The organism is Pandoraea sp. NPDC087047, from assembly GCF_044745225.1.
Classification (GTDB): Bacteria; Pseudomonadota; Gammaproteobacteria; order Burkholderiales; family Burkholderiaceae; genus Pandoraea.
Window position 1 is genome coordinate 87,286 of sequence record NZ_JBIUZU010000014.1, and the last position, 22,644, is coordinate 109,929.

Annotated in this window: 18 protein-coding genes; 7 read left to right on the plus strand and 11 right to left on the minus strand. The window is 64.0% G+C overall.

The genetic code is table 11. The features are described 5' to 3' along the window. Positions 1 to 3: 3 nt before the first annotated feature. Positions 4 to 3,072 (minus strand): formate dehydrogenase-N subunit alpha, encoded by a 3,069-nt coding sequence (fdnG, locus tag ACIPHM_RS22620; RefSeq protein ID WP_400333355.1) that lies wholly within the window; start codon positions 3,070 to 3,072, stop codon positions 4 to 6. Between the two features lie 216 nt (positions 3,073 to 3,288). Between fdnG and ACIPHM_RS22625 the strand changes: the two genes are divergently transcribed. The 5 genes from ACIPHM_RS22625 to ACIPHM_RS22645 all read left to right on the plus strand — a co-directional run bounded on the left by ACIPHM_RS22625 (position 3,289) and on the right by ACIPHM_RS22645 (position 8,520). Next, positions 3,289 to 3,984 (plus strand): paraquat-inducible protein A, encoded by a 696-nt coding sequence (locus ACIPHM_RS22625; RefSeq protein WP_400333358.1) that lies wholly within the window; start codon positions 3,289 to 3,291, stop codon positions 3,982 to 3,984. Next, on the plus strand, positions 3,981 to 4,625 hold the full coding sequence (locus tag ACIPHM_RS22630; RefSeq protein ID WP_400333360.1) for a paraquat-inducible protein A: 645 nt from the start codon (positions 3,981 to 3,983) through the stop codon (positions 4,623 to 4,625). The genes ACIPHM_RS22625 and ACIPHM_RS22630 overlap by 4 nt, the downstream gene beginning before the upstream one ends. Beyond that, positions 4,618 to 6,282 carry an intermembrane transport protein PqiB gene (locus ACIPHM_RS22635; RefSeq protein WP_400333362.1) on the plus strand — a complete coding sequence of 555 codons (1,665 nt, stop codon included), beginning with the start codon at positions 4,618 to 4,620 and terminating at the stop codon, positions 6,280 to 6,282. Before ACIPHM_RS22630 ends, ACIPHM_RS22635 begins: the two co-directional genes overlap by 8 nt. 14 nt (positions 6,283 to 6,296) lie before the next feature. After that, the gene (locus ACIPHM_RS22640; protein ID WP_400333364.1) at positions 6,297 to 7,037 is read left to right on the plus strand and encodes a membrane integrity-associated transporter subunit PqiC; all 741 of its coding nucleotides are present in this window, start codon (positions 6,297 to 6,299) and stop codon (positions 7,035 to 7,037) included. A 211-nt stretch (positions 7,038 to 7,248) separates the two neighbouring features. Next, the gene (locus ACIPHM_RS22645; RefSeq protein WP_400333367.1) at positions 7,249 to 8,520 is read left to right on the plus strand and encodes an ABC transporter substrate-binding protein; all 1,272 of its coding nucleotides are present in this window, start codon (positions 7,249 to 7,251) and stop codon (positions 8,518 to 8,520) included. A gap of 27 nt (positions 8,521 to 8,547) precedes the next feature. Here ACIPHM_RS22645 and mdtD read toward each other — a convergent pair whose 3' ends face one another. The 5 genes from mdtD to ACIPHM_RS22670 all read right to left on the minus strand — a co-directional run bounded on the left by mdtD (position 8,548) and on the right by ACIPHM_RS22670 (position 15,283). Continuing rightward, positions 8,548 to 9,993, minus strand: a complete 1,446-nt coding sequence (mdtD, locus tag ACIPHM_RS22650) for a multidrug transporter subunit MdtD (protein ID WP_400333369.1) — start codon at positions 9,991 to 9,993, stop codon at positions 8,548 to 8,550. 162 nt (positions 9,994 to 10,155) lie between these two features. Beyond that, entirely contained in the window at positions 10,156 to 10,698 is a 543-nt protein-coding gene (locus ACIPHM_RS22655; protein ID WP_400333372.1) for a FlxA-like family protein, read from the minus strand. A gap of 303 nt (positions 10,699 to 11,001) precedes the next feature. Continuing rightward, positions 11,002 to 12,867 carry a glycoside hydrolase family 15 protein gene (locus ACIPHM_RS22660; protein ID WP_400333374.1) on the minus strand — a complete coding sequence of 622 codons (1,866 nt, stop codon included), beginning with the start codon at positions 12,865 to 12,867 and terminating at the stop codon, positions 11,002 to 11,004. 375 nt (positions 12,868 to 13,242) lie between these two features. Then, positions 13,243 to 14,487, minus strand: coding sequence for a CaiB/BaiF CoA transferase family protein (locus tag ACIPHM_RS22665; protein ID WP_400333376.1), 1,245 nt, complete (start codon positions 14,485 to 14,487; stop codon positions 13,243 to 13,245). A 1-nt stretch (position 14,488) separates the two neighbouring features. Beyond that, complete coding sequence (locus tag ACIPHM_RS22670; protein WP_400333404.1) at positions 14,489 to 15,283, minus strand: enoyl-CoA hydratase-related protein; 795 nt, start codon at positions 15,281 to 15,283, stop codon at positions 14,489 to 14,491. Between the two features lie 193 nt (positions 15,284 to 15,476). Between ACIPHM_RS22670 and ACIPHM_RS22675 the strand changes: the two genes are divergently transcribed. Continuing rightward, positions 15,477 to 16,151, plus strand: a complete 675-nt coding sequence (locus tag ACIPHM_RS22675) for a GntR family transcriptional regulator (RefSeq protein ID WP_400333379.1) — start codon at positions 15,477 to 15,479, stop codon at positions 16,149 to 16,151. Between the two features lie 66 nt (positions 16,152 to 16,217). On the opposite strand, the gene ACIPHM_RS22680 is transcribed toward ACIPHM_RS22675, so the two are convergent. After that, positions 16,218 to 16,937: a GntR family transcriptional regulator gene (locus tag ACIPHM_RS22680; RefSeq protein WP_400333382.1), complete on the minus strand. Its 720-nt coding sequence runs from the start codon at positions 16,935 to 16,937 to the stop codon at positions 16,218 to 16,220. 311 nt (positions 16,938 to 17,248) lie between these two features. On the opposite strand from ACIPHM_RS22680, the gene ACIPHM_RS22685 reads away from it, so the two are divergent. After that, on the plus strand, positions 17,249 to 18,007 hold the full coding sequence (locus ACIPHM_RS22685; RefSeq protein ID WP_400333384.1) for a 2-keto-4-pentenoate hydratase: 759 nt from the start codon (positions 17,249 to 17,251) through the stop codon (positions 18,005 to 18,007). A gap of 23 nt (positions 18,008 to 18,030) precedes the next feature. Here ACIPHM_RS22685 and ACIPHM_RS22690 read toward each other — a convergent pair whose 3' ends face one another. The 4 genes from ACIPHM_RS22690 to ACIPHM_RS22705 all read right to left on the minus strand — a co-directional run. Further along, positions 18,031 to 19,236, minus strand: a complete 1,206-nt coding sequence (locus tag ACIPHM_RS22690; protein ID WP_400333386.1) for an MFS transporter — start codon at positions 19,234 to 19,236, stop codon at positions 18,031 to 18,033. Positions 19,237 to 19,736: 500 nt separating this feature from the next. After that, on the minus strand, positions 19,737 to 21,113 hold the full coding sequence (locus tag ACIPHM_RS22695) for an ankyrin repeat domain-containing protein (RefSeq protein WP_400333389.1): 1,377 nt from the start codon (positions 21,111 to 21,113) through the stop codon (positions 19,737 to 19,739). Between the two features lie 380 nt (positions 21,114 to 21,493). After that, positions 21,494 to 22,444 carry a LysR substrate-binding domain-containing protein gene (locus tag ACIPHM_RS22700; protein WP_400333392.1) on the minus strand — a complete coding sequence of 317 codons (951 nt, stop codon included), beginning with the start codon at positions 22,442 to 22,444 and terminating at the stop codon, positions 21,494 to 21,496. 95 nt (positions 22,445 to 22,539) lie between these two features. Then, on the minus strand, positions 22,540 to 22,644 hold a 105-nt coding region (locus ACIPHM_RS22705), incomplete at its 5' end, for an NAD(P)(+) transhydrogenase (Re/Si-specific) subunit beta (RefSeq protein WP_400333407.1).

Below are 22,644 nucleotides of genomic sequence, written 5' to 3' on the forward strand. Positions count from 1 at the left end.
CCCTTATGCCTTCTCGACCTTCACCAGGAACGACTTGAACTCGGGTGTCTGCGAATTGCCGTCGCCAACGATCGGCGTAAGCGTGTTCGCGAGGAACCCGGGTTTGGTCAGCCCCTTGAAGCCCCAGTGAATCGGAATGCCCACGTGGTGAATCGTCTTGCCGTCCACATTGAGCGCACGCAGGCGCTTCGTCACAACCGCCTTGGCCTTGATATAGCCACGGTTGGACGACACCTTGACCGTGTCACCCGCCTTGACACCGACCTCCTTCGCGAGCGCTTCGCCGATCTCGACGAACTGCTCGGGCTGGATGATCGAGTTCAGCAGCGCGTGCTTGGTCCAGTAGTGGAAGTGCTCGGTCAGACGATAGGTCGTTGCCACATACGGGAACTTGTCGGCCGTGCCCATCGTGGCCAGATCGTCCGGGAACACGCGAGCGCCCGGATTGCTCGTGGCCTTCGGTTGCTTCGGATGCAGCGGGTTGTAGCCCAGCGGCGTCTCGAACGGCTCGTAGTGTTCGGGGAACGGCCCTTCGGCCATGCCCGCCTTCGCGAAGAAGCGCGCCACGCCCTCGGGGTTCATGATGAACGGACTCATGCCGCCCGCCGGGTCTTCGTCCACCTTGAAGTCCGGCACGTCGGCGCCCGTCCACGCCCGGCCGTTCCACCACACCAGCTTGTGCTTCGGATTGAACGGCTTGCCCGTGAGGTCGGCAGACGCACGGTTGTACAGAATGCGACGGTTCGCCGGCCACGCCCACGCCCAGTTCAGCGTCTGGCCGATGCCGGTCGGATCGCTGTTGTCGCGCCGCGCCATCTGGTTACCCGCCTGCGTCCATGCGCCGGCGAAGATCCAGCAACCCGACGAGGTGCTGCCGTCGTCCTTCAACTCGGCGAAGCCCGAGAGCTGCTCGCCCGCCTTGCGCGTGACCTTGGTCGGATCCTTCGGATCGACGATGTCCTTGAGCGCGCGGCCGTTGTACTCCTTGGCAAGTTCCTCGGGCGACGGGCTCTCCGGCTGCGCATACGGCCACGAGAGATTGACGATCGGGTCGGGATACTTGCCGCCCTGCGTCTTGTACATCTCCCGAATGCGCAGGAACAGCCCCGTCATGATCTCGATGTCGGTGCGTGCCTCGCCCGGCGGCTCGGCACCCTTCCAGTGCCATTGCAGCCAGCGGCCCGAGTTGACCAGTGCGCCGTCTTCTTCGGCGAAGCAGGTCGTCGGCAGGCGAAACACTTCGGTCTGAATCTTGCTGGAGTCGACGTTGTTGTGCTCGCCGAAGTTCCTCCAGAACTCCGACGTTTCCGTGGCCAGCGGATCCATGATCACGAGGAACTTGAGCTTGGCAAGCGCCTGATCCCACTTGAACTTGGCCGGTGCCGCCGCGATCGGGTTGAAACCCTGCGCGATGTAGCCGGTCATCTTGCCCTGGTTCATCAGCTCGAGCACTTGCAGCAGGTCGTACGGCTTGTCGAGCTTGGGCAGATAGTCGTAGCCCCAGTTGTTCTCGGCCGTTGCCGCATCGCCCCACCACGCCTTCATCAGGCTCACGTAGAACTTCGGATAGTTCTGCCAGTAGCTGAGCTGGTTCGGACGCAGCGGCTTTTGCGTGCGCGCCGTCAGGTATTGCTCGACGGTCTGCTCGGCCTGCTTGGGCAACGACATGTAGCCCGGCAACAGATCGGTCATCAGGCCCAGATCGGTCAGGCCCTGAATGTTCGAGTGACCGCGCAGCGCATTCATGCCGCCGCCCGCCACACCGATGTTACCCAGCAGCAACTGCACCATCGCGCCGGTACGGATCATCTGCGAGCCGATCGAGTGCTGCGTCCAGCCCAGCGCGTACATGATGGTCATGGTGCGCGTGGGGGTGGAGCACTCCGCGATCTGCTTGAAGATGTACTCGACCTTGTCGGCCGGTGTACCGCACACGCGCTCGACCATCTCGATGGTGTAGCGCGAGTAGTGCTGCTTCATCAACTGGAAGACCGTGCGCGGGTGTTGCAGCGTCGGGTCGGTGAGGACGTAACCGTCCGCGCCCTTCTGGTAATCCCAGGAGGTCCTGTCGTAGGTGCGTTTCTCGGCGTTGTAACCCGAGTAGATGCCGTCTTCGAACGCAAACTCGTCTTTCACCAGGAAGGTGAAATCGGTGTAGTTCTTGACGTATTCGTGCTGGATTTTGTCGTTCGTGAGCAGGTAATTGATCAACCCGCCGAGGAAGACGATATCCGTGCCGGTACGGATCGGGGCGTAATAATCCGCGACCGATGCCGAACGGTTGAAGCGCGGGTCGACCACGATCAGGCGCGCCTTGTTGTGCGCCTTCGCCTCGGTCACCCATTTGAAACCGCACGGGTGTGCCTCGGCCGCGTTGCCGCCCATAATCAGTACCAGATCCGCGTTCTTGATGTCGACCCAATGGTTCGTCATCGCTCCACGGCCAAACGTCGGGGCAAGACCTGCCACCGTCGGGCCGTGTCAGACACGTGCCTGGTTATCGAATCCCAGCATCCCGGTACTGCGGATGACTTTGTGCGTGATGTAACCCACTTCGTTGCTCGACGCCGACGCGGCCAGCATGCCGGTGGTGAGCCAACGATTGACCGTCAGGCCGTCGTCCGTCTTTTCGACGAAGTTGGCGTCGCGATCGTCCTTCATCAGCTTGGCGATGCGGTTGAGCGCATCGTCCCAGGAAATCCGTTCCCACTTGTCGGAACCTGGCTTGCGGTATTCCGGATGCGTGAGACGATTCGGGCTGTGGATGAAGTCGATGAGACTGGCGCCTTTCGGGCACAACGTGCCCCGATTGACCGGATGGTCGGGGTCGCCTTCGATGTGGAAAACGCTTTTCTTCGCGTTCTTCGCACCGTCGCCGTAGCTGTACATCAGCAGCCCGCAGGCCACGGAACAGTACGGACAGGTATTACGGGTCTCGGTTGCGCGCGCCAGCTTGAACTGGCGGACTTCCGCCAGCGCCGCGTCGGGCGCGAACCCGAGCATTGCCAGACTGGACCCTGCCAGCGTCGCGCCACTCACTTTGAGGAACTGGCGCCTGGACATGTTTAGCATGGGGAATTCTCCTCAAATCTTTTGAAACTATGCGGGAGTTTGTCGAGTATAGAGCAAAGGCATAATGTTTTCCGTGACTTAGCACAAACCATGCCGCATATTGCGCCCTACGGCTGTTACGCCGCTTTACATGGGAACTTCCATGCCACTTTGGTATTCTGAGCGTCACTTTGGTCACCGTCCCCGGTAATGGACACATTGCCCCCAGAAGATGACGTGACGAGCCTGATCGCATGTCTGAACTGCGACACACTGCACCGTCGCACGGATCTGCCGCCGCGCGAGACCGCCCGCTGCGTGCGCTGTCACTCGGTTCTGTACCGCTCCCCCGACCTGCGCCTGTCGCGCGTGCTGGCGCTCACCCTGACGTGCCTGATCGTGTTCGCCATTGCGAACGCGTTTCCCATCGTGGAAATCGAGGTGCAGGGCATCTATACCCAGACAACGCTCGTGGGCGCCGCCTGGGCGCTGTATCGCGAGGGCATGTGGCTTGTCGCCCTGCTGGTCTTCGCCACAACAGTCCTGTTTCCCCTGTCGCAACTGCTTGCGCTGATTCACCTGTTTACGCCGCTCTCGCTCGGCCGACGGCCTTACGCCGTCTTTCACGTGATGCGCGCCATCGAGTTCTGCCGCCCGTGGGGCATGATCGAAGTGTTCATGCTCGGGGTACTCGTTTCGCTGGTCAAACTCTCGGCCATGGCGAGCGTGCTGCCCGGCATTGCGCTCTGGGCGTTCGGCGCGCTCACCATGCTGCTCGCGATGGTGCTGTCGTACGACCTGCGCAACCTCTGGAGCGTGATCGACCATACACCTGACCCAGCCGTGGAGGCACGCCAAGCCGCAGAGGCCAAAGCGGGTATGACGGCCGCGGGCGCGACGAAAACCGCCCAGTCCCGGACGGTGCCGCGATGAAATACCTGTCCGCCAAAGCCGCAGGCCTTGTCGCATGCCACGTATGCGGGCGGCTCGCGCGCCAGGTCATAACGGTCGAGAAAGCGCGCTGCCCGCGTTGCGGCGCGGTGCTCCACGAGCGCAAGATCGACAGCCTTGCACGCACCTGGGCCTTGCTGATCGCCGCGGCGATCCTGTACATTCCCGCCAACGTGCTGCCCATGATGCAGACGCGCTCGCTGCTGGGAAACTCCAGCGACACCATCATGAGCGGCGTGATCTACTTCTGGACCAGCGGTGAGTACGATCTGGCCATCGTCGTCTTCACCGCGAGCATTCTCGTCCCGATGCTCAAACTCATCTCGCTGTCGCTGCTCTGCTTTACCGCGCAACGGGGCGCTCGCTGGAAACCACATCAACGCACCAAGCTGTATCACATGATCGAGTTTATTGGCCGCTGGTCGATGCTCGATGTCTTCGTCGTCGCGCTGATGGTGGCGCTCGTCAACATTCAGTCGCTGGCTGTGATTCAGGCCGGACCGGGCATCGTGGCGTTCGGCGCCGTGGTCGTGCTCACGATGTTGGCCTCCATGCAGTTCGACCCTCGCCTGATCTGGGATCAGATCCGCGACGACGATACCGAACAGGACGATCATGACTGACCCGAAAGACTCGCAAGACCCGAAGGCCGTGCCGCCGCCCGGCGCCGAAGACTTGCCAACCCCCGCCATCGAGCCTCGCAAACGCTGGGCGCCCTCGCTCGTCTGGCTGATTCCGCTGATCGCCGCGCTCATCGGCGTGTCGCTGGTGGCCAAGGCGCTTATCGAGCGGGGCCCGAGCGTCACCATCGATTTCAAGACCGCCGAGGGCCTCGAAGCGGGCAAGACCAAGGTCAAGTACAAGGAAGTCGACATCGGCACGGTCAAGAGCATCGAGCTCTCGGACGATCTGTCTCATGTACGCGTGACGGTCGATCTCACGAAAAACGCGAAGAAGTTCGCCGTCAAGGATTCGCGCTGGTGGATCGTGCGCCCGCGCGTGGCCGGCGGCAGCGTCTCCGGTCTCTCCACATTGCTCTCGGGCGCCTACATCGGCGCCGACGCCGGCAAGTCGGCCGATACGTCGAGTCATTTCGTGGGGCTCGAAGTGCCGCCGGTCGTCTCTACCGGCCAGCCGGGCAAGCCGTTCGTCCTGCATGCGGCCGACATTGGCTCGCTCGACATCGGCTCGCCTATCTATTACCGCCGGATTCAGGTCGGTCAGGTCGAAGCCTACTCGCTCGATCCGGATGGCAAGGGTGTGACGCTGCGCGTTTTCGTGCAAGCGCCCTACGATCAGTACGTCGGCTCCAACACCCGCTTCTGGCATGCGAGCGGCATCGATCTGCGGCTCGACTCGAGCGGCTTCCAGGTCAACACGCAGTCGCTGGCATCGGTGGTCATCGGCGGTATTGCCTTCCAGGCGCCGGGCGACGCGGGCGCGGGCGTGATGGCCAAGCCGCTGCAGGAGTTCCGCCTCGCGCCGGATGAAACCACGGCGATGAAGGCACCCGACACGCATCCGGTCACGGTCGTGTTCCGCTTCCAGCAGTCGTTGCGCGGTCTGGCCGTGGGCGCACCGGTGGACTTCCGCGGCATCACGCTGGGCGAGGTGACGTCGATTGGCGTGGAATTCGATCGGGCGACCAAGCAGATCAGCATGCCGGTGACGGTGCAGGTCTACCCGGACCGTCTGCGCCGCCGCGACCCGAAAAACACCGTGGAGCCCAGCGAGGACGTGCGCCAGCAGATTCTCGACGTGCTCGTGGCGCGTGGTCTGCGCGGTCAGTTGCGCACCGGCAATCTGCTGACCGGCCAGTTGTACGTGGCGCTCGACTTCTTCCCGAACGCGAAACCTGCGAAAGCCGAGCATGTCGACGATCTGCTCATCATGCCGACGGTGCCCAACACGCTCGACCAGTTGCAGCTTCAGATCGCCGACATCGCGAGCAAGCTCGACAAGATTCCGTTCGACAGCATCGGGCAGAGTCTCGACTCGTCGCTGCGCAAGCTCGACAAGACGCTCGACAGTGCGCAGGGCCTGTTCCGTCAGCTCGATGGCGAAATCGCCCCCGAAGCGAAGGCCACGCTGGGCGAGGCGAAGAAGAGCTTCGGCGCCGCCGAGCGCACACTCTCCGAAGACGCCCCGGTGCAGCAGGACGTTCGTCAGGCCATGCAGGAACTGACCAAGACGCTGCGCTCGCTGGGCACGCTCGCCGACTATCTGCAGCAGCACCCCGAAGCGCTACTGCGCGGCAAACCGAAGGATCCGCAACCATGACGAGGCCGACCGAGATGACCCGTAGCTCGCTCCCGCGCGCGACGCCCGAAGCCGGCGCCACGGCCACCAAGACTGACACAACCGCCGAACGCGCCACGTCGACCGCGTCGGGGATGGCAGCCCTCGCCGCGACGGCCGCCCTCGCGCTGACGCTGGCCGGCTGCGCCTCCCCGCAACCCAACTTCTACACGCTCATGGATGCATCGGGGGCCGCCGGTAACACGGGCGGCTCCGGCACCACCGACGCCAACGCAACGACCGGCGTCAATGCACCGGCAACGCCGTATGCCGTCGAAGTCGCGCCGGTGGCCGTGCCCGATCAGGTGGATCGTCCGCAGATCGTTGTCACTCGTGGCGGCGCACGCGTCGACATTCTGGAAGCGTCCCGCTGGGCCGCCCCGCTCAAGACCGAGCTGACGTCGACGATCTCGCGCGATCTCACGCAACGTCTTGGCGCGATGGACGTCTACGGCCTGCCGCGAGCGGACGGCCTTAGCGTATACCGCGTGTCGACGTCGGTGCAACGCTTCGAATCCGTCCCCGGTGAGCAGGCTGCGCTGACGGCCGTGTGGAGCGTGCGCAAGGTGCCGGGCGACAGGGTACTGACATGCCGCTTCGCGGGCACCGAAGCGGCCTCGGGCGGCATTGCCGAAGTCGTGGCGGCGCAGCGCAAGCTCGTCGACCGGCTGGCGGACGGCATCGGCAACGCCATTGCCACCAGCGCTCAGGGCGCAACGCCGCGCTGCCAGAACTGAAGCCCTGTCCTCACGGCGAGACAGCGCATACGCCGTCTCGCCCCCTCGCGAAAGGTCTGGAAAATCCCGATGCGCTTTGTGTGCGCCTGACGTGCATTACGGATTGCGCAATCGATTACGTGATGTTTAAGATGTTCGAGACCTTGCCGTGAGAGCCATCCGAAAGAGAGGCCGCTGCAGGTTGTCATCACTCGAACATTGGAGACAAGCCATGTCCAGCCTGACCGGCCACTTGCGCCGTACGATTGCCGTTGCCGCTTCGTTTGCCCTCACCGCTCTCGCCCCCTCGCCCTTTTCCGTCATCGCGCCCGCACAGGCCGCGCCCGCACCGGCGATCTCCGACGGCGTCGTAAAGATCGGTGTGCTCACCGATCTGTCCGGCGTGTCGAGCGACAACGCGGGCAAGGGCAGCGTGCTCGCCGCCACCATGGCCATCGACGACTTCTCGCGCGAGCACAAGGTACTCGGCGCGCCTGTCGAGCTGATTTCAGCCGACTCGCAAGGCAAGACCGACACGGGCGCCACCATCGCCCGCGAGTGGTACGACCGGGGCAAGGTCGACATGATCACCGATCTCACGTTCTCGAACGTCGCGCTCGCCGTCGACCGGATCGCCGACGAAAAGAAGAAGATCGCGCTTGTGACCGGCGCAGGCTCGTCCGCCATCAGCAACGAGCAATGCACGGCGCACAGCGTGCAATGGATGTACGACACCTACGCGCTGGCGAACTCGACGTCACAGGCACTGCTGCGCCGCGGCCTCAAGTCGTGGTACTTCATCACAGCCGACTACGCCTTCGGTCAGGCACTGGAGAAAGACGCGAGCGAGATCCTGACGCGTCAGGGCGGCAAGGTCGTCGGCTCGGTGAAACACCCGGTGAACTCGCCCGATCTGTCGTCGTATCTGCTGCGCGCGCAGACCTCGGGCGCGCAGGTCATCGCGCTGGCGAACTCGGGCACCGACACGCTCAATACCGTCAAGCAAGCCTCGCAGTTCAACATCATCCAGGGCGGCAAGCAGGTCTTCACGCCGCTGCTCTCGCTGATCACCGAAGTGCACGGCATGGGCCTGAAGAACGCGCAGGGCATGATCCTCACGAACGGCTTCTACTGGGATCAGGACGACCGCTCGCGCGCCTTCGCTCAGCGCTTCTACGCGCAACACAAGAAGATGCCGACGATGATGCAGGCCGCTGTCTATTCGGCGGTGCTGAACTATCTGAAGGCCGTGCAAGCGGCGGGCACCGACGAGGCCGATGCGGTGATGGCCAAGCTCAAATCGATGAAGATCGACGACCCGGTGATCCGCAACGGCCAGATTCGCGCCGATGGCAAGCTGGTGCACGACATGCTGCTGGTCCAGGTCAAGACGCCGGCCGAGTCGAAGTCGGAGTGGGATCTGTACAAGATCCTGGAGACGATCCCGGCCGACAAGGCATTCGCCCCGCTGGCCGATTCGAAGTGTGCGCTGGTGAAGAAGTAAGCGAAGCGAATAAAGCGAACGCAGGCTTCAACGCTTGAGATCGGTGGCAGACGCGGCCTGCGTCTCGCCACCGCCTTGCGTCGATCCGAGCGCCGGATCTTCCACGCGACGGAACACGAGCGCCGAGGCCAGCGTAATCAGGCCCACGCACACGAACGTCATGCGAAAGCCCGCCACGGTGCCACCCACGCCAATCTCGCCGGCCTGTCCCGCCAGATGCCCGAACAGCGCCAGCAACTGACCGCCGATGGTCACGCCCAGCCCCAGCGCGAGCATCTGCGCCATCGAGAACAGCCCGTTGCCCGCACTCGCGCGACGCGCGCCCAGATCCTTGAGCGTGACGCTGTTCATCGCGGCAAACTGCATCGAGTTCGCGCCGCCGAACACCGCCAGTTGCACCAGCCCCAGCCAGATCGGCCAGCCCGGCCCGAACAGCGCGAAGCTCGCAATCGATCCGCCCACGACCGCCGTGTTGACCATCAGAAAACGCGTGTAGCCGTAGCGCACCACGAGCGGTGTGACCATGCGCTTGACGACAATCCCGGCGAGCGCGACCGGCAGCATCATCAATCCCGAGGCGAGCGGGCTGTAACCCATCGCCACCTGAAGCAGCAGGGGGAGCAGAAACGGCACGGCGCTGCTGCCGATACGCGCGACGAGGTTGCCCAGCAAGCCCAGGCTGAAGCTGCGCGTCTCGAAGAGCTCAAGCGGGAACAGCGGCGCGGCTCTGCGGCGTGCATACGGCCAGTAGCCGAGCGTCGTCGCCACACAAAGTAGCGCGAGTCCCACCGAGGGTGCCCATCCCGAGTCGGAGAACGGGTGATCGAGCGCGAGCGTGAACGACACCATCGCGACAGACAGCAAGGCAAACCCCGCCCAGTCGAAACCAGTATCGATGACCTCGTCTTTCGCCGGACGCGGCAGGTAATGCCGCACCGCGAGGCAACCCATGAGCCCGATCGGCACGTTGATGAGAAAAATCCAGTGCCACGACGCCACTTGCACGAGCCAGCCGCCGAGCACCGGCCCGATCATCGGCCCCACCTGACCGGCAATCGACACGAAGGCGAGCGCCGCCAGATACTCCCCGGCCGGGAATGTGCGCAGCACCGCGAGCCGCCCGATCGGCAGGAGCATCGAACCGCCCGCGCCTTGCAGCACCCGCGCGATCACCAGTTGCGCCAGCGTGTGCGCCATCGCACAGCAGATCGAGCCGAGGACGAAAAGCAGAATCGCCACGAAATAGACGCGTCGCGTGCCGAAGCGGTCCGCCAGCCAGCCCGAGGCGGGGGTCAGCATGGCCATCGTGAGCGAATAGGAGACGACCACCGGCTGCATGCGCAATGGGTTCTCGCCAAGGCTCGCGGCCATGGCGGGCAGCGCCGTATTGACGATGGTCGTGTCGAGCGCCTGCATGAAAAAACCCGCCGCTACGATCCATAGCAGGGCGGTCAGAGTTTTGTCTTGCTTCATGCGGCGCAGGGACGAAGCCCGGCGATTAGCCGGACCTCCGAGAAAAATTAAGCGAAAGCAGAATTTTAGCGCGCTTCGGGCGAGATCATTCATGCGCTTTTTTCAGGCATTGATGCGCCGCCCGCATGGCGCGCGATGCCCGCGCAACCACGCACCGGTCGCTCAGGCGGTGGTATTGATGCGGGTGCCGCTGGTCTTCGTCGGGTCCATCAGCGCCGTGATCTGCCCCTGAATCGCCATCGCTTCCGACGACAACGCGGTGATCTGCTGCAACTTCTCTTCGGGCGGCAGACGGTCGTTGTTACGCACGGCGTCGAGCTGCGCCATCACCTTGGCGAGCATATCCTTGAGCTTCTTGATAGTGTCGGCCACGATCGAATTCCCGCCGCCGCTGGCGTCCGATGCACCGCTCGCGCCACCCGCCATCGCCTTGCCCGCTCGCTTGGCACCCTCGTTCGCGGTGCGCAGGCCAGCGAGGATCGTGTCGCCGTCGCTCGGGGCGTCAGTGGCGTTGTCGGCGGCGTTGGCCGGAGCACGCACGCCCGTCACATTCGTGGTGTTAGTGGCATTGGCGGCATTGCTGCCCGCACCGGCTGCCTGCGCAGCGCTCTGCGCCTTGTCCGCCTGCTGTTGCTGAATATGCGCCTGCCAGACGTCGAGCAAGCCAGACGTTGCACTGCCCTTGGTCGGAATGATGATGGTCATGGAGCGAGGGGTCTCCGCGAAAATGGAAAAGTAAGGATTCGAAAGTATTACGGCAACTTTCACGACTTCCTTTAACGTCGCGCGCGACGCCATCGCCCCGCTCGCGCTCCCCTCAGGCGAGATAGCCGGAGATCCCGTCCCAAAGCAGCTTGATCTCTGTCACTACCAGCAAACCCTAGCAAGCGCGGTAAATCTGGCGTTGGTCCAGAACAGGGACTGGGGAACGAGGAGCCATACCGCACGGCCCCCCGCATGGCCAGGGCATTGCGCCCCGCAGTCACTCACTGATGTCACACGCTGAAGTCAGGCCCTGATCGCGCGATACCCCACGTGCTCGAAGTGGGCTTCGTCGTCGAGATCGTCGGCGCCGCCGTCGGCACGGCTGTCGTCGGCAAGCGCTTCGAGACGAATCGCCGCATGCACGAGGGCAATGTGCGAGAACGCCTGCGGGAAGTTGCCGACCTGACGCCGATGCCGCGTGTCGTACTCCTCGGCCAGCAGACCGACGTCATTGCGCAGCGACAGCAGTCGCTCGAACAACTGCCGGGCACCGCGCTCACGGCCGATCATCGTCAGGCAATCGACCATCCAGAAGCTGCACGCGAGAAACGCGCCCTCGCCTGCCGGCAGCCCGTCGTCGACACGACTCGTGCGGTAGCGCTGCACCAGTCCGTCATGCATGAGTTCGCGCTCGACGGCTTCGATGGTGCCGATCACCCGCGCATCGTCCGGCGGCAGAAAGCCCACCAGCGGGATCATCAGCACGCTCGCATCCATCTCCGGCGAACCGTAGGCCTGCATAAAGGCATTGCGCGTCTTGTCGAAACCGTTCGCGCAAACGTCGGCATGAATCTCCTTGCACAGCCGCCGCCAGTGATCCACCGGCCCCGGCAAGCCGAAACGCTCGGCCGATTTGATCGCGCGATCGAACGCGACCCACGCCATGACCTTCGAATAGGTGAAGTGCTGACGCCCGCCGCGCACCTCCCAGATGCCTTCGTCCGGCTCGCGCCAGACGGTCTCGAGATGCGCCACGAGCTTCGTCTGCACTTCCCATGTGGCGTCGTCCGGCGGCAGGCCGCCCAGACGCGACTGATGCAGCGCATCCATCACTTCGCCATAGACATCGAGTTGCAACTGCCCTACCGCGCCGTTTCCCACGCGCACGGGTTTCGCGCCTTCGTAACCCGGCAGCCAGTCGACTTCCCATTCGGGCAGACGCCGCTCGCCCGAGAGCCCGTACATGATCTGCACTTGCGACGGCGCGCCCGCCACGGCACGCACCAGCCAGTGGCTCCAGTCGTTCGCTTCGGTGTAATAACCGCCGAGCATGAGCGCCTGCAGAGTGAGCGTGGCGTCGCGCAGCCAGCAGTAGCGGTAGTCCCAGTTACGCTCGCCGCCAAGCTGCTCGGGCAACGATGTCGTGGGTGCCGCCACCACGCCGCCCGTCGGCACGAACGTGAGGGCCTTGAGCACGATAAGCGAGCGGCGAATGGCTTCCGACCAGCGTCCGTCGAGCTGACAGCGATTGGCCCAGGTGCGCCAGTAGCGCTCGGTATCGGTGAGGGCGGCAAGCGGATCGATCTCACGCGGATCGGCATGATGCGACGGCACGCGCGAGAGCACGAACGGCACGGTGTCGCCGGCCTTCACATTGAAGCGCGCGCGCAAACTGCCCGGCACGTCCTGAATCTCGACGGGGGTGCGCATCACAACCTTGTCGGGGCCAGCAATGAGCCGCATGCCGGGCCCGGTGGGGTCGTCGCTGTCGAGCGGACGCGCCCACGGCACCGACGCCCCGTAATCGAAGCGCAGAATCAGTTCCATCGACATCGACACGCTGCCATGCACGCCCGTCACGAGGCGCACGAGATCGGCCGCACCGTCGCGCAATGGCATGAAGTCAATGACGGCAACGCAGCCTTCCACGGTTTCGAAGCGTGTCTCGAGAATCAGGGTGTCGTCGTGATAGCGACGTGTACACGTCGCGCGCGGATCTTCGGGGGCGATTTTCCAGCGGCCGTGCTCCGGACCACCGAGCAAGGCGGCAAAGCAGGCGGGGGAATCGAAGTACGGCCAGCAGAGCCAGTCGATGGAGCCGTCGCGCGCGACAAGCGCGGCGCTGCGGCAATCGCCAATCATTGCGTAGTCTTCAATGCGTGCCGGCATGCTCACCTCGCAAACAGGAGAGAATCGACGCCCCCGATGCTGTCGACGCATGCGATGTCGCCGATACATCCGGCACATCCGTCAATGCGTGAGGGGACGCAAGCGCGTGAAGCCCTATGGTACGCGTGTCGCAGACGCTCGACCATCGGTCGGGCGAGGGAGTGTCCGGGTCTTCCGAATTGCCGGGGATTTTGCCAAGGGTCATGCCTTCCCTCCTTACGACGTGAAACGTCGGGTCAGATGAATCGGTGGCCAGTCACGTGACAGTCATGGGCCAGTTCAAAAACCGACCGGCCACCGGGAGGGAAGTTCTGAGCGATTGTGACTCGATGCGTCAATTCGCGGGGAATCCGCATCGCAATCGCCACACGTACATCATGCGCTCACCGCAGTCGCCTCCCCGAGCGCATGCACCGCCCCTTGCGCGATCAGCCCGGCAACGTGTTCGGCATCGAAGCCGTACTCGGCCAGCACCTCGCAGGTGTGTTCGCCGAGCAGGGGCGCCGGGCCGCCGGTGCACTTCGGTGTCTCGGAGAACCGGATCGGCAGACCGATGCTGCGCGTGGGGCCATCCAGCGGATGCAATGTCTCGACGACCATCTCACGCGCCACGATCTGCGGATGCGACACCGCCTCCGAGACCGGCAGCACCGGCCCCACGGGCAAGCCAACGGCATCGAGCCGCTCGACCCAGTTCTGCGTGGTGTCGCGCGTCAGGTAAGCCGTGAGGCGCTCGACGAGTTCCGCGCGATTTGCCGTACGCCCGGCATTGGTCGCAAAGCGAGGGTCGCCGGCGATTTCGGGGGCGTCGAGCACCTGAAGCAGACGCTCGTAATTGGCCTGGTTCGCGGCGCCGATATTGATCCAGCCATCCTGCGTGCGAAACGCCTGATAGGGGGTGCTGGTCGGATTCGCGGAACCGAACTTCGGGGGATTCTCACCACTTGCGAAGAAGTTGGCCGCCGCCCAGTACATCTGCTGGAAGCCCGCTTCGAGCAGCGACGTGTCCACAATCTGCCCCTGCCCGGTGCGTAGCCGGTGCGCATAGGCCGCGGAAATGCCAAGCGCCGCGAGAATCCCCGCATTGATGTCGGCAATCGGCGAGCCCGCCTTGATCGGCGCCTGCCCCGGCTCCCCCGTCACGCTCATCAGCCCCGAGAGCCCCTGCGCGATCAGGTCGAAGCCGCCTTTGTCGGCATACGGCCCGGTGCGTCCGTAACCGGAGATGGCGCAATAGATCAGGCCGGGGTTGAGCTCGCGCAGCGTCTCGTAACCGAGGCCGAACTTCTCCATCGTGCCCTGACGATAGTTTTCGGTGACGACATCGGCGCTCGCGAGCATCTTGCGCAGCACGGCCCTGCCGCCTTCGCTCTTCAGGTTCAGCGCGATGCCGCGCTTGTTGCGGTTGAGCATCATGAACGAGGCCGACTCGCCATGCGAGAGAATCGGCGCGAACCGGCGGGCGTCGTCGCCCTCCATCTTCTCGACCTTGATGACGTCGGCACCCATGTCCGCGAGCATCATCCCGCACACAGGGCCGGACATGATGTGCGAGAGCTCGATCACCTTCACGCCCTGCAACGGACCTGCTTTTTTTGCCGCCTCGTGCGATTCGGTCATCTCAACGGCCCTCGAATACCGGCGTCGTCTTCGCGAGGAAGGCACGATAGCCGGTCTGGAAATCGGCCGTGCCGAAGCACGCGAAACCTTCGTCGATCTGGGCGGGCGTGAGTGGCTTGCCACTCGCCAGTTCACGCACGAAGCGCTTATGCCAGCGGGCCACCAGCGGGGCGCCGGCCGCGATGCGATCCGCACTCGCGAGCGCTTCGCGGGTGACGTCGGCGTCTGCCACCACGCGCGTCACGAGCCCGATGCGCAGCGCCTCCTGTGCGTCGAAGATCCGGCCTTCGAGCAAAATTTCCAACGCTTTCGTGGGGCCGAGCAATTGCACGAGTCCCGATAGCTCCGCGTGCGCCATCACCAGCCCGAGCTTGTTGATCGGCGCGCCGAAGCGACTCGACTCGCCGCAAATGCGCACGTCGCACGACGCCGCGATTTCCATGCCGCCGCCAACGCATATGCCGTGAATCATGGCGACGAGCGGCACCGGGCAGTTCGCCAGCGCATCGAGCGTGCGATGCATGAGCGCACCATAGGCCCGCGCCTGCTCGACATTGGCACGGTCCGTCTCGAACTCGGCGATGTCGTTACCGGGCGCGAACGATTTCTCGCCCGCGCCGCGCAGCACGATGCAGCGCACGTCGGGCGCTTCGGACAGCGTCAGGATCGTGTCGCCCAGGGCCCGCCACATCGGCTTGGTCAACGCGTTGAGCTTCTCCGCACGGTTGAGCGTGACCAGCGCAATTGCGCCGTGTCGCTCGGTCAGAACAGTCGATGTCACATTGCCTCCTTGCATCGCCAGCACGCACCCCATGTCGGCCAGCATCGATTTGGTATACCAATTTTCCATACACGATAGAAGCTGCGATACGCAATTGGCAAGCATCAATCGATGAAATCAGGGTTAACGTTGAAGAATCGAGGATTGTCGATTGACGTTATGGAACATCGCCATCAGAATTGGCATTCCATTTTTGATCTCTTCACGCATGAGCACATCCGCCTCGCTGAACGCCGCTGCCTATGAAGCGCTCAAGGCGCGAATCGTGCGCGGTGAATTGCGCCCCGGTGCGCCATTGTCCGAGCGCGCACTATGCGACGAACTCGCGGTATCGCGCACACCGCTGCGCGAGGCGCTCAAGCGGCTGGCGAACGAAGGACTGGTGGAGATTTCGCAGACGCGCCGGGCGCGTGTGGCGCGTGTGAGTGTCGACGAAGTCGTGAATCTGCTTGCCGTGATGGCGGTGCTGGAAGGACTCTCGGGGGAACAGGCGTGCGAGAAGGCGTCGGACGCCGATCTGGACGAGCTCGCGCGGCTGCAGAACGAGATGGAATCGGCATATGAACGCAGCGATCATGCCGCCTACTTCGCGCTCAATCAGCAGATCCACTTGAGCATTGTGCGCATGGCGGACAACGCCCCGCTGGCCGAATATTTCCACAATCTCAACGCCCGCCTGCGGCATGTGCGCGAGCGTCTCACGCCAACGCCGGAGCGCTGGCGTCAGGCCGTCGACGAACATGCGGAGATGCTTTCGCTACTGCGCCGGCGCGATGCCAGACGCCTGCGTCCTCTGATGGAAGCCCACCTGCGCAGCAAGACGGACGCCTACGTCGCGGCCATGCTCAACGAAGGACTGGTGAGTATGAGCCGCGCGGCCTGACAGCGGGAACGCAATGCCGCGTGTGGAAAGGTGACAGCGTGAGCGCGGCCTGCCTATCCCCCGACATCACGCGGCGACGCGCATACCGGCCAGAACAGCGGTGCACTTCGCCATCAAGTGGGCGCGCAGCAGCCGGCCCAGCGCGGCGCCATCGCGCTGATGCAACGCGCGCAGCATGGCCACGTGCTCTTCGATGGCGCGCTCCCATTTGCCGGTATGCAGATTGGAGCGAAAGCGCAACGCCCGAAGGCGGTGATTGACCGATTGATACATCTGCGTGAGCGCAGGGTTACGCGCAGCGGCATTGATACGGTCATGAATGCGCTGGTTGCAGTCGAAATAGCCCGGCAGATCCCCGTTCGCGTAGCAGTCATCCATCGCGCAATGCAGCGCCTGAATTTCGTCGATTTCCGCCTGCGTGATGCGCTCGCATGCCAACTCTCCGGCCAGTGCTTCAAGTCCGCTGAGCAACTCGAAGGCGTCGGCAATGTCGCTTGCCGAGAGCGTCACGACACGGGCACCGCGATTCGGCAGCAGATCGATCAGCCGTTCCACCGCCAGCATTTTCAACGCCTCGCGCAGCGGCGTGCGCGACACCCCAAGTTGCTCGCACAGCGCGCGCTCGTTCAGATGGGCGCCCGGCGCCAGCGCGCCTTCGGTAATCATTTTGCGCAGCCGGTCCATCACGGCCAGATGCAGTGCCTGACGGCTGATCGGCTGGGCTGCGCCGTTGTCCGGCGGGTGGACGGTGTGCTCGCGTACGGCGTTCAGGGTCACGGAGTGCATAGGCTTGCCTGGGTCATTCGTTTCGGGAAGAAAGTCATCGACTGCATGCACAGCACTTTCGCGGGCGCGGGCAGTCACAACCGAAGCCGTGCCGCGCGAAACATTGCAAGATATGACGAAATATTACGAAATATTACGAAGCCCGATTCTCGCAGATCGACGCCGTTTTGACTACGTTATGTGGTGTTTTCACCAAGTAGGCAACAGGTTCGCCGCACTGCGCAACGCCGCATGAATTTTGTATACGATGTGAGGCACTCTGCTGCCGGCAACCGACCGGCGCATCGCCCTTCCCTCTGGAGATTCGCAAGATGTTCGAGACCCAACCCGCTGTCGAATCGCTGGCCCGATTGCTCGCCGACACTCGCCGCGGCGACACGCCCATCGACGCGCCCGCCGACGCCCTGCTCCCGGTCGACGCCAACGCCGCCTACGCCGTGCAATTGCGCACCCTCGATCTGCTGGGCGACACGATCGCCGCATGGAAGGTCGGTGCGAAAGCCCCGTCGGATCTGCCGAATTGCGCGCCGATTCCGGCGTCCGTCGTCAGCGACTCGGGCGGTGCACTCGCCCTCGACGACTTCTTCCGGCCGGGCCTGGAACTGGAAATCGCCTTCCGTCTCTCGCGTGACATCAAGCCGGGCCGCTATGACGAGCGCGAGGCAATGATGTTCGTGGGCGAAATGCTCGCCACGATCGAAATCACCGACAGCCGTTTCTCCGAGAAAGGGCTCGACAGCCGCTTCACGCTTGCCGATTTGCAGAACAACGGCGCGCTCGTGATCGGTAGCGGTCGCGGCTACGATGCCGGTTTCAATTACCTCAGGCCGAAGGCCGTCTTCACGCTCGACGGCAAGAACATCGCCCCGGCGAAGATCTTCAATACCGGTGGCGATCCGCGCGCGCTGCTCACGTGGCTCGTCAACCACAACGGCAAGCGCGGCATGACGATGCGCGCCGGTGCCATCGTGACCTGCGGCTCGTATGTCGGCATGATCCCCGCGAGCGGCACGGGGGAACTGCGCGGCACGATCGACGGCGTCGGTGAAGTCGCCGTCACGCTCAAGTAATTGCGCTCGGCGCGCGCGGAGCCTTAGTCCTTCGACGACGCTGTTGCGCGCCCGTCCACGCCTGCGAGCATCTTCGGTGCGAGCGCGGCAATCGGCACGATACACAGCAGACCGGCAGCCAGCGCCACGGGCAAACTGATGCCGTGCGCGATGGCCCCGATCAGCACCGGGCCGATGAGCAGCCCCAGATAGGCAAGACGCGCCATGACCGCGATGGCTTCCGCGCTCGCCATTCCCGCACTACGGGCGACTTCGCCCGAGGCGGCGAACATCACCGGCATCACGTTCGATAAGCCGAGTCCGGCCAGCGCAAAGCCCGCCACGGCCGCCGCCGGTTCGCGCCAGAGCAACGCCAGCAACACCCCGCCGACGCACACCAGACTGCTCGCGCGCAGCAGGCGCGCGCCGCCCATACGGGCACGCACCGGATCGCCGCTGAAGCGTCCGGCGGCCATGCCGACGGAAAACGCCGCGTAGCCTGCGCCGATCCACGCGCCTTGTGCCGACACGACTTCGCGCATATACACGGCTGTCCAGTCGTACATCGCGCCCTCGACGACAAGACCGAGGAACGCGAGCACGCCGAAGCCCATCAGCTTGCGATGCAGTTTGCGGCGCGACGCTTCGCTCAGGACAGGCGGCGGCGTATGGGCGCGAGCCGGCGACGGCTCGGTATCCGCGCTCGCCACCGGCGCTTCGCCGGGCAACATATCCGGCTGCATGAAGCGCGCCCCGACAATGATGACCACCGCGCAACCGAGCGCCGCGAGACCGATATGCCATTGCGGCGAGCCGTGATGCGCCAGCCAGACACCGCCCACGAGCGCGCCCGCCATACCGCCCAGACTGAAGCAGCCATGCAGCGATGCCATGATCGGCTTGCGATAACGCGACTCGAGCGTGGCGGCCTGCGCATTCACGGCGACGTCGTACGTGGCGTTCGCCGCGCCATAAAGCGCGAGCCAGCCCACGAGGCCCCAGTAGCTGGGCATCGACAGAATGAACGCGCTGGTGAGCGCCAGCGCAATGCCCGAATGCAGGCTCGCACGCTGGCTGCCGGCGCGTCCGACCCAGCGCGCCAGGCGCGACATCGTGACGATGGCGCCACCGGCCACGGCGAACATCGCCACCGACAGGCTCGCGTCGTTCAGGTCGAACATCGCCTTGACGGTGGGCACATGCACGCCCCACGTCGCGTAAAGAAATCCGCTGCAAAACAGCAATGCCATCGTCGCCGCGCGTGCAGGCCAAAAGCCCGTGCGTGGCTGCGCCATTTCAGAAGTCATGGAAATCGGGAGAAATGCAGGAGTGACGCCGCAGAGAACACTGCGTTGTCGTTTGAAGAGGAGATCGACGAGTCGCCAGTGTTGCGGATCTCGCAATCGATGTTGAGAATTCTAGCGCACTCGGTGTGACAGTACAGCGCGCCCTCAACAAAAAGACGGGCGAATTGCCGTCTGGCAAGACATCAATGAGACGTTGAAAAAAGCTGGCCGCCGCGTCGCACCGGTCAAGTGTGCGCGTGGCAGCCAGGCAGGGGAAATCGCCGCCGCATATTTCGCTCACCGATGCAGTGAATACCTTCGCAACTCAACGCACGTCGATGGCATTCCAGTGACCCGGCAATAGGCAGCCTCACTACTGTCGGGCCACTGCGGGCGACTGACAAGACCGCCTCCCACGCAGTGAGAACAAAACCGACCGACGTTCCCATGAGGTAGTTTGGCGACTATCGCGCCTCGAGTTGCGCCAACAGTGCGCCAAGGGCCCAGACCGCATCGTTGGGATTATCGGGCGCGTTGATCAGCGCGAATTCCGTCACTTGTCGCGCGTCGGGACAGTTCGGCGTGTGAAAAGGTACGCCCTGACTATGCAGCGTGACGAGCAACTGCGAGAAATCGGGCCAGAGGTGCATGCCCCCGCCTTCGCGCGACGCCAGCACCGACAGTATCAGCGTGCGCACCACACCCTCGCCATCGCGACCGCAGACATGCGGATCGGCGCCAAGATTATGCAGCGTACGCACGACGGCTGCCGCAGCGTCACGCAGCATCAGATCGTTGCGATGTGCCAGTCTCTCGGTGCTCGGCCCCCGCCACTTGCCGTCGCTGAGGGCCACCGCCACCATCGCCCGCGCGTTGGCATACATCATGGGCGAATTGCCATGCACGTCTCGCGCATCGAGACACGCGCCGTGGCTCGCCAGCAGTCCGATCGCTTCGATGTCGCCGGTATGAGCTGCGTAATGCAGCGGCGTCGCCCCTTCGATAATCGGCACAGGATCGATGAGCGACGTTTGCGCCGCGGGCGACGACACGTTGGCGTCGAATCCGAGCGACAGCATCTTCTCGACGCCGGCCGCCGGAAAACCCCGACGCATCGCGTAGAGTAGCAGCGGCTCTCCGGTGCACAAGATGATGCATCGCTGCGCGTGTGATTGTCGCGGTAGCAGATCCAGCAACGCCATTCCGGTGCGAGCGTCGACCAGCGCCGAATCGCCCCCTCCGCCGCGCAAGGCTTCGCCCGCCTCCACCACCACGCCTCGCCAGATATTTTCATCGAATGGCCATTGCCGATAGCCGACGAGTTGCAGCACGCGCAGCTCGCGCCGGGCATCGCGCGACGACGAGTCACCGATCGGCCCCGGCGATTTGAGCCACCAGTTCGCAAGCGGCACCGGGGTTCGCGCCGCGCTGACAATGGTCGACATGACGATGTCGTCGGGGCCATCGCGCAGCATGTCGCAAAGATCTCGCGCAGCCTCGTCCGGCAAGCCGGCGCGCATGAGCAGATCGAGGCCGACTTCGTTGGCGGGAAGAAAAACCACCGATTGCAACGCCTCGCGTTCCTGCGCGTTCAGAACAATGCCGCCGAGCACCTCGCGCGGCAACAGCGGCTCGAGAAATGCCGCGACCTTGCCGCCGCGTGTCGTCGCGGCTCGGAACAGATGCACGCGCTCCGGGCTGTTGCGCGGCGCCAGCGCATACTGTTGGCGCAGCTCACTCACGTCGGCCTGCCATAGCTCGCAGCCGTTCTGCCGTCCCGCATTCGGGAGGACCGCCTCGGCACCACGCGGGGCCACGCCGCCGCTTCGTGAAAGGAACATCGAAAACTCCTTGTCTGAGATATTGGGGGCCGGCCCGCGCCGCATCGCGTTGACGATGCGGCGCGGGCCGTCCGGCATCCTACGTATCCAGACAGGGGAGTCGCTTCGCAATCCGACATCGGGCCTTCGGGAGTCGACGTCGCCATGCACGGCGCAGCGCGAGAGTTATCCACGATTTTTGTTCACAAGGCTGTGGACAACGCGCGCAGACAAATACCCAAACGGTTGATCGGTATGGCGTTTTTGACGAGAGGGATCAGACGGTGGCCCTCGCAGGCAAATCACCTGGGAGGGCCGTCGATTTATCCACAGATTTTGTGTTCAAGTCTGTGGACAAGTCCTTGATGACAGGACGCAAGTCGTTGATTCAAATCGGAGATTCAGTTGACCGAGGTTGTCGCAGCAGCGCCGGTCGGCTCCATGTCCATCGCGAAACGCTTATTCCGCTCGCGCACCACGCGATGAATCAGCTCCCAGACCGTGTGCGCCACAGGCGAGAGCGAGCGGTTCTTGCGACGCACGAGCACGATATTGCGCTCGAAGGCAGGCAACAGGGGGCGCACGGCCAGCGTGGAATTCTCCGGCAGCGGCAACGCAAGCGGCGGCAGCACGCTCACGCCCAGCCCCTCCTGCACCATGCGGAAGATGGTGCTCACATGACCGAGTTCCTGCGTGATCGTGCCCTGCACCTTTTGCGTGGTGAGCGCGCGGTCGATCAGCGCACGGCTGCCCGAACTCTGGTTGAGCAACACGAGGTTCTCGCCCGAGAGTTCCGACCAGTGCACCGCCGCCTGCGTGGCGAGCGGATGATCGTTGCGGCAAATGAGGCAGAACGGCTCGCTCATCAGATGCTCGGTCGTGAGGTCGTCAGCGCCCTGCGGGGCGACCACGATACCGAAGTCCACATCGCCCGCCCGCACGCTGTCGAGCACGGCGCGCTGCATCTGATCGACGAGCGCGAGGGCGATATCCGGATAGGTTGCTTGCGAGGCCAGCAACACGCGCGGCATGAGCGTGGCGGAAATGGTCGGGGCCGCACCGATGCGCACGCGTCCGGTGGTACGGGCTTCCGCGCCGTGCGTCTGGAGCAGCGCAATCTCGAGTTCGTCGAGCACGCGATCGAGATTGCCCGCGAGCGTGACACCGGCCTCGGTCAGCGCGACTTCACGCGTCGTGCGATCGACCAGACGCAGACCGAGTTGCCCTTCCAGTTCGTTGATGCAGCGGCTGATGGCCGGTTGTGTCAGACCGATCTCGGCGCCCGCGCGGCTGAAGTTCTTGCTGCGCGCCACGACCATGAAGACCTTGAGTTGTCTCAGCGATACGTTCATGTCCTAACCCTGCCAGAAGAGAAGCCAACGAGCCATCGAAATGGCTCCGGCGCGCCACACGCGGCGGCGCGCCCCGTACACGTATCGATCGTCGATCAGGCCGCCGCCTTGACCATCTCCTCGACGACTTTCTTTGCGTCGCCGAACACCATCATGGTCTTGTCGAGATAGAACAGCTCGTTATCCAGCCCGGCGTAACC

Excerpts from the sequence above, each read along its gene's own strand:
- ACIPHM_RS22630 (WP_400333360.1), top strand. The coding sequence starts at position 3,981 with ATGAAATACCTGTCCGCCAAAGCCGCAGGCCTTGTCGCATGCCACGTA.
- ACIPHM_RS22635 (WP_400333362.1), top strand. The coding sequence starts at position 4,618 with ATGACTGACCCGAAAGACTCGCAAGACCCGAAGGCCGTGCCGCCGCCC.
- ACIPHM_RS22640 (WP_400333364.1), top strand. The coding sequence starts at position 6,297 with ATGACCCGTAGCTCGCTCCCGCGCGCGACGCCCGAAGCCGGCGCCACG.
- ACIPHM_RS22645 (WP_400333367.1), top strand. The coding sequence starts at position 7,249 with ATGTCCAGCCTGACCGGCCACTTGCGCCGTACGATTGCCGTTGCCGCT.
- mdtD (WP_400333369.1), bottom strand. The coding sequence starts at position 9,993 with ATGAAGCAAGACAAAACTCTGACCGCCCTGCTATGGATCGTAGCGGCG.
- ACIPHM_RS22655 (WP_400333372.1), bottom strand. The coding sequence starts at position 10,698 with ATGACCATCATCATTCCGACCAAGGGCAGTGCAACGTCTGGCTTGCTC.
- ACIPHM_RS22660 (WP_400333374.1), bottom strand. The coding sequence starts at position 12,867 with ATGCCGGCACGCATTGAAGACTACGCAATGATTGGCGATTGCCGCAGC.
- ACIPHM_RS22665 (WP_400333376.1), bottom strand. The coding sequence starts at position 14,487 with ATGACCGAATCGCACGAGGCGGCAAAAAAAGCAGGTCCGTTGCAGGGC.
- ACIPHM_RS22670 (WP_400333404.1), bottom strand. The coding sequence starts at position 15,283 with ATGCAAGGAGGCAATGTGACATCGACTGTTCTGACCGAGCGACACGGC.
- ACIPHM_RS22675 (WP_400333379.1), top strand. The coding sequence starts at position 15,477 with ATGAGCACATCCGCCTCGCTGAACGCCGCTGCCTATGAAGCGCTCAAG.
- ACIPHM_RS22680 (WP_400333382.1), bottom strand. The coding sequence starts at position 16,937 with ATGCACTCCGTGACCCTGAACGCCGTACGCGAGCACACCGTCCACCCG.
- ACIPHM_RS22685 (WP_400333384.1), top strand. The coding sequence starts at position 17,249 with ATGTTCGAGACCCAACCCGCTGTCGAATCGCTGGCCCGATTGCTCGCC.
- ACIPHM_RS22690 (WP_400333386.1), bottom strand. The coding sequence starts at position 19,236 with ATGGCATTGCTGTTTTGCAGCGGATTTCTTTACGCGACGTGGGGCGTG.
- ACIPHM_RS22695 (WP_400333389.1), bottom strand. The coding sequence starts at position 21,113 with ATGTTCCTTTCACGAAGCGGCGGCGTGGCCCCGCGTGGTGCCGAGGCG.
- ACIPHM_RS22700 (WP_400333392.1), bottom strand. The coding sequence starts at position 22,444 with ATGAACGTATCGCTGAGACAACTCAAGGTCTTCATGGTCGTGGCGCGC.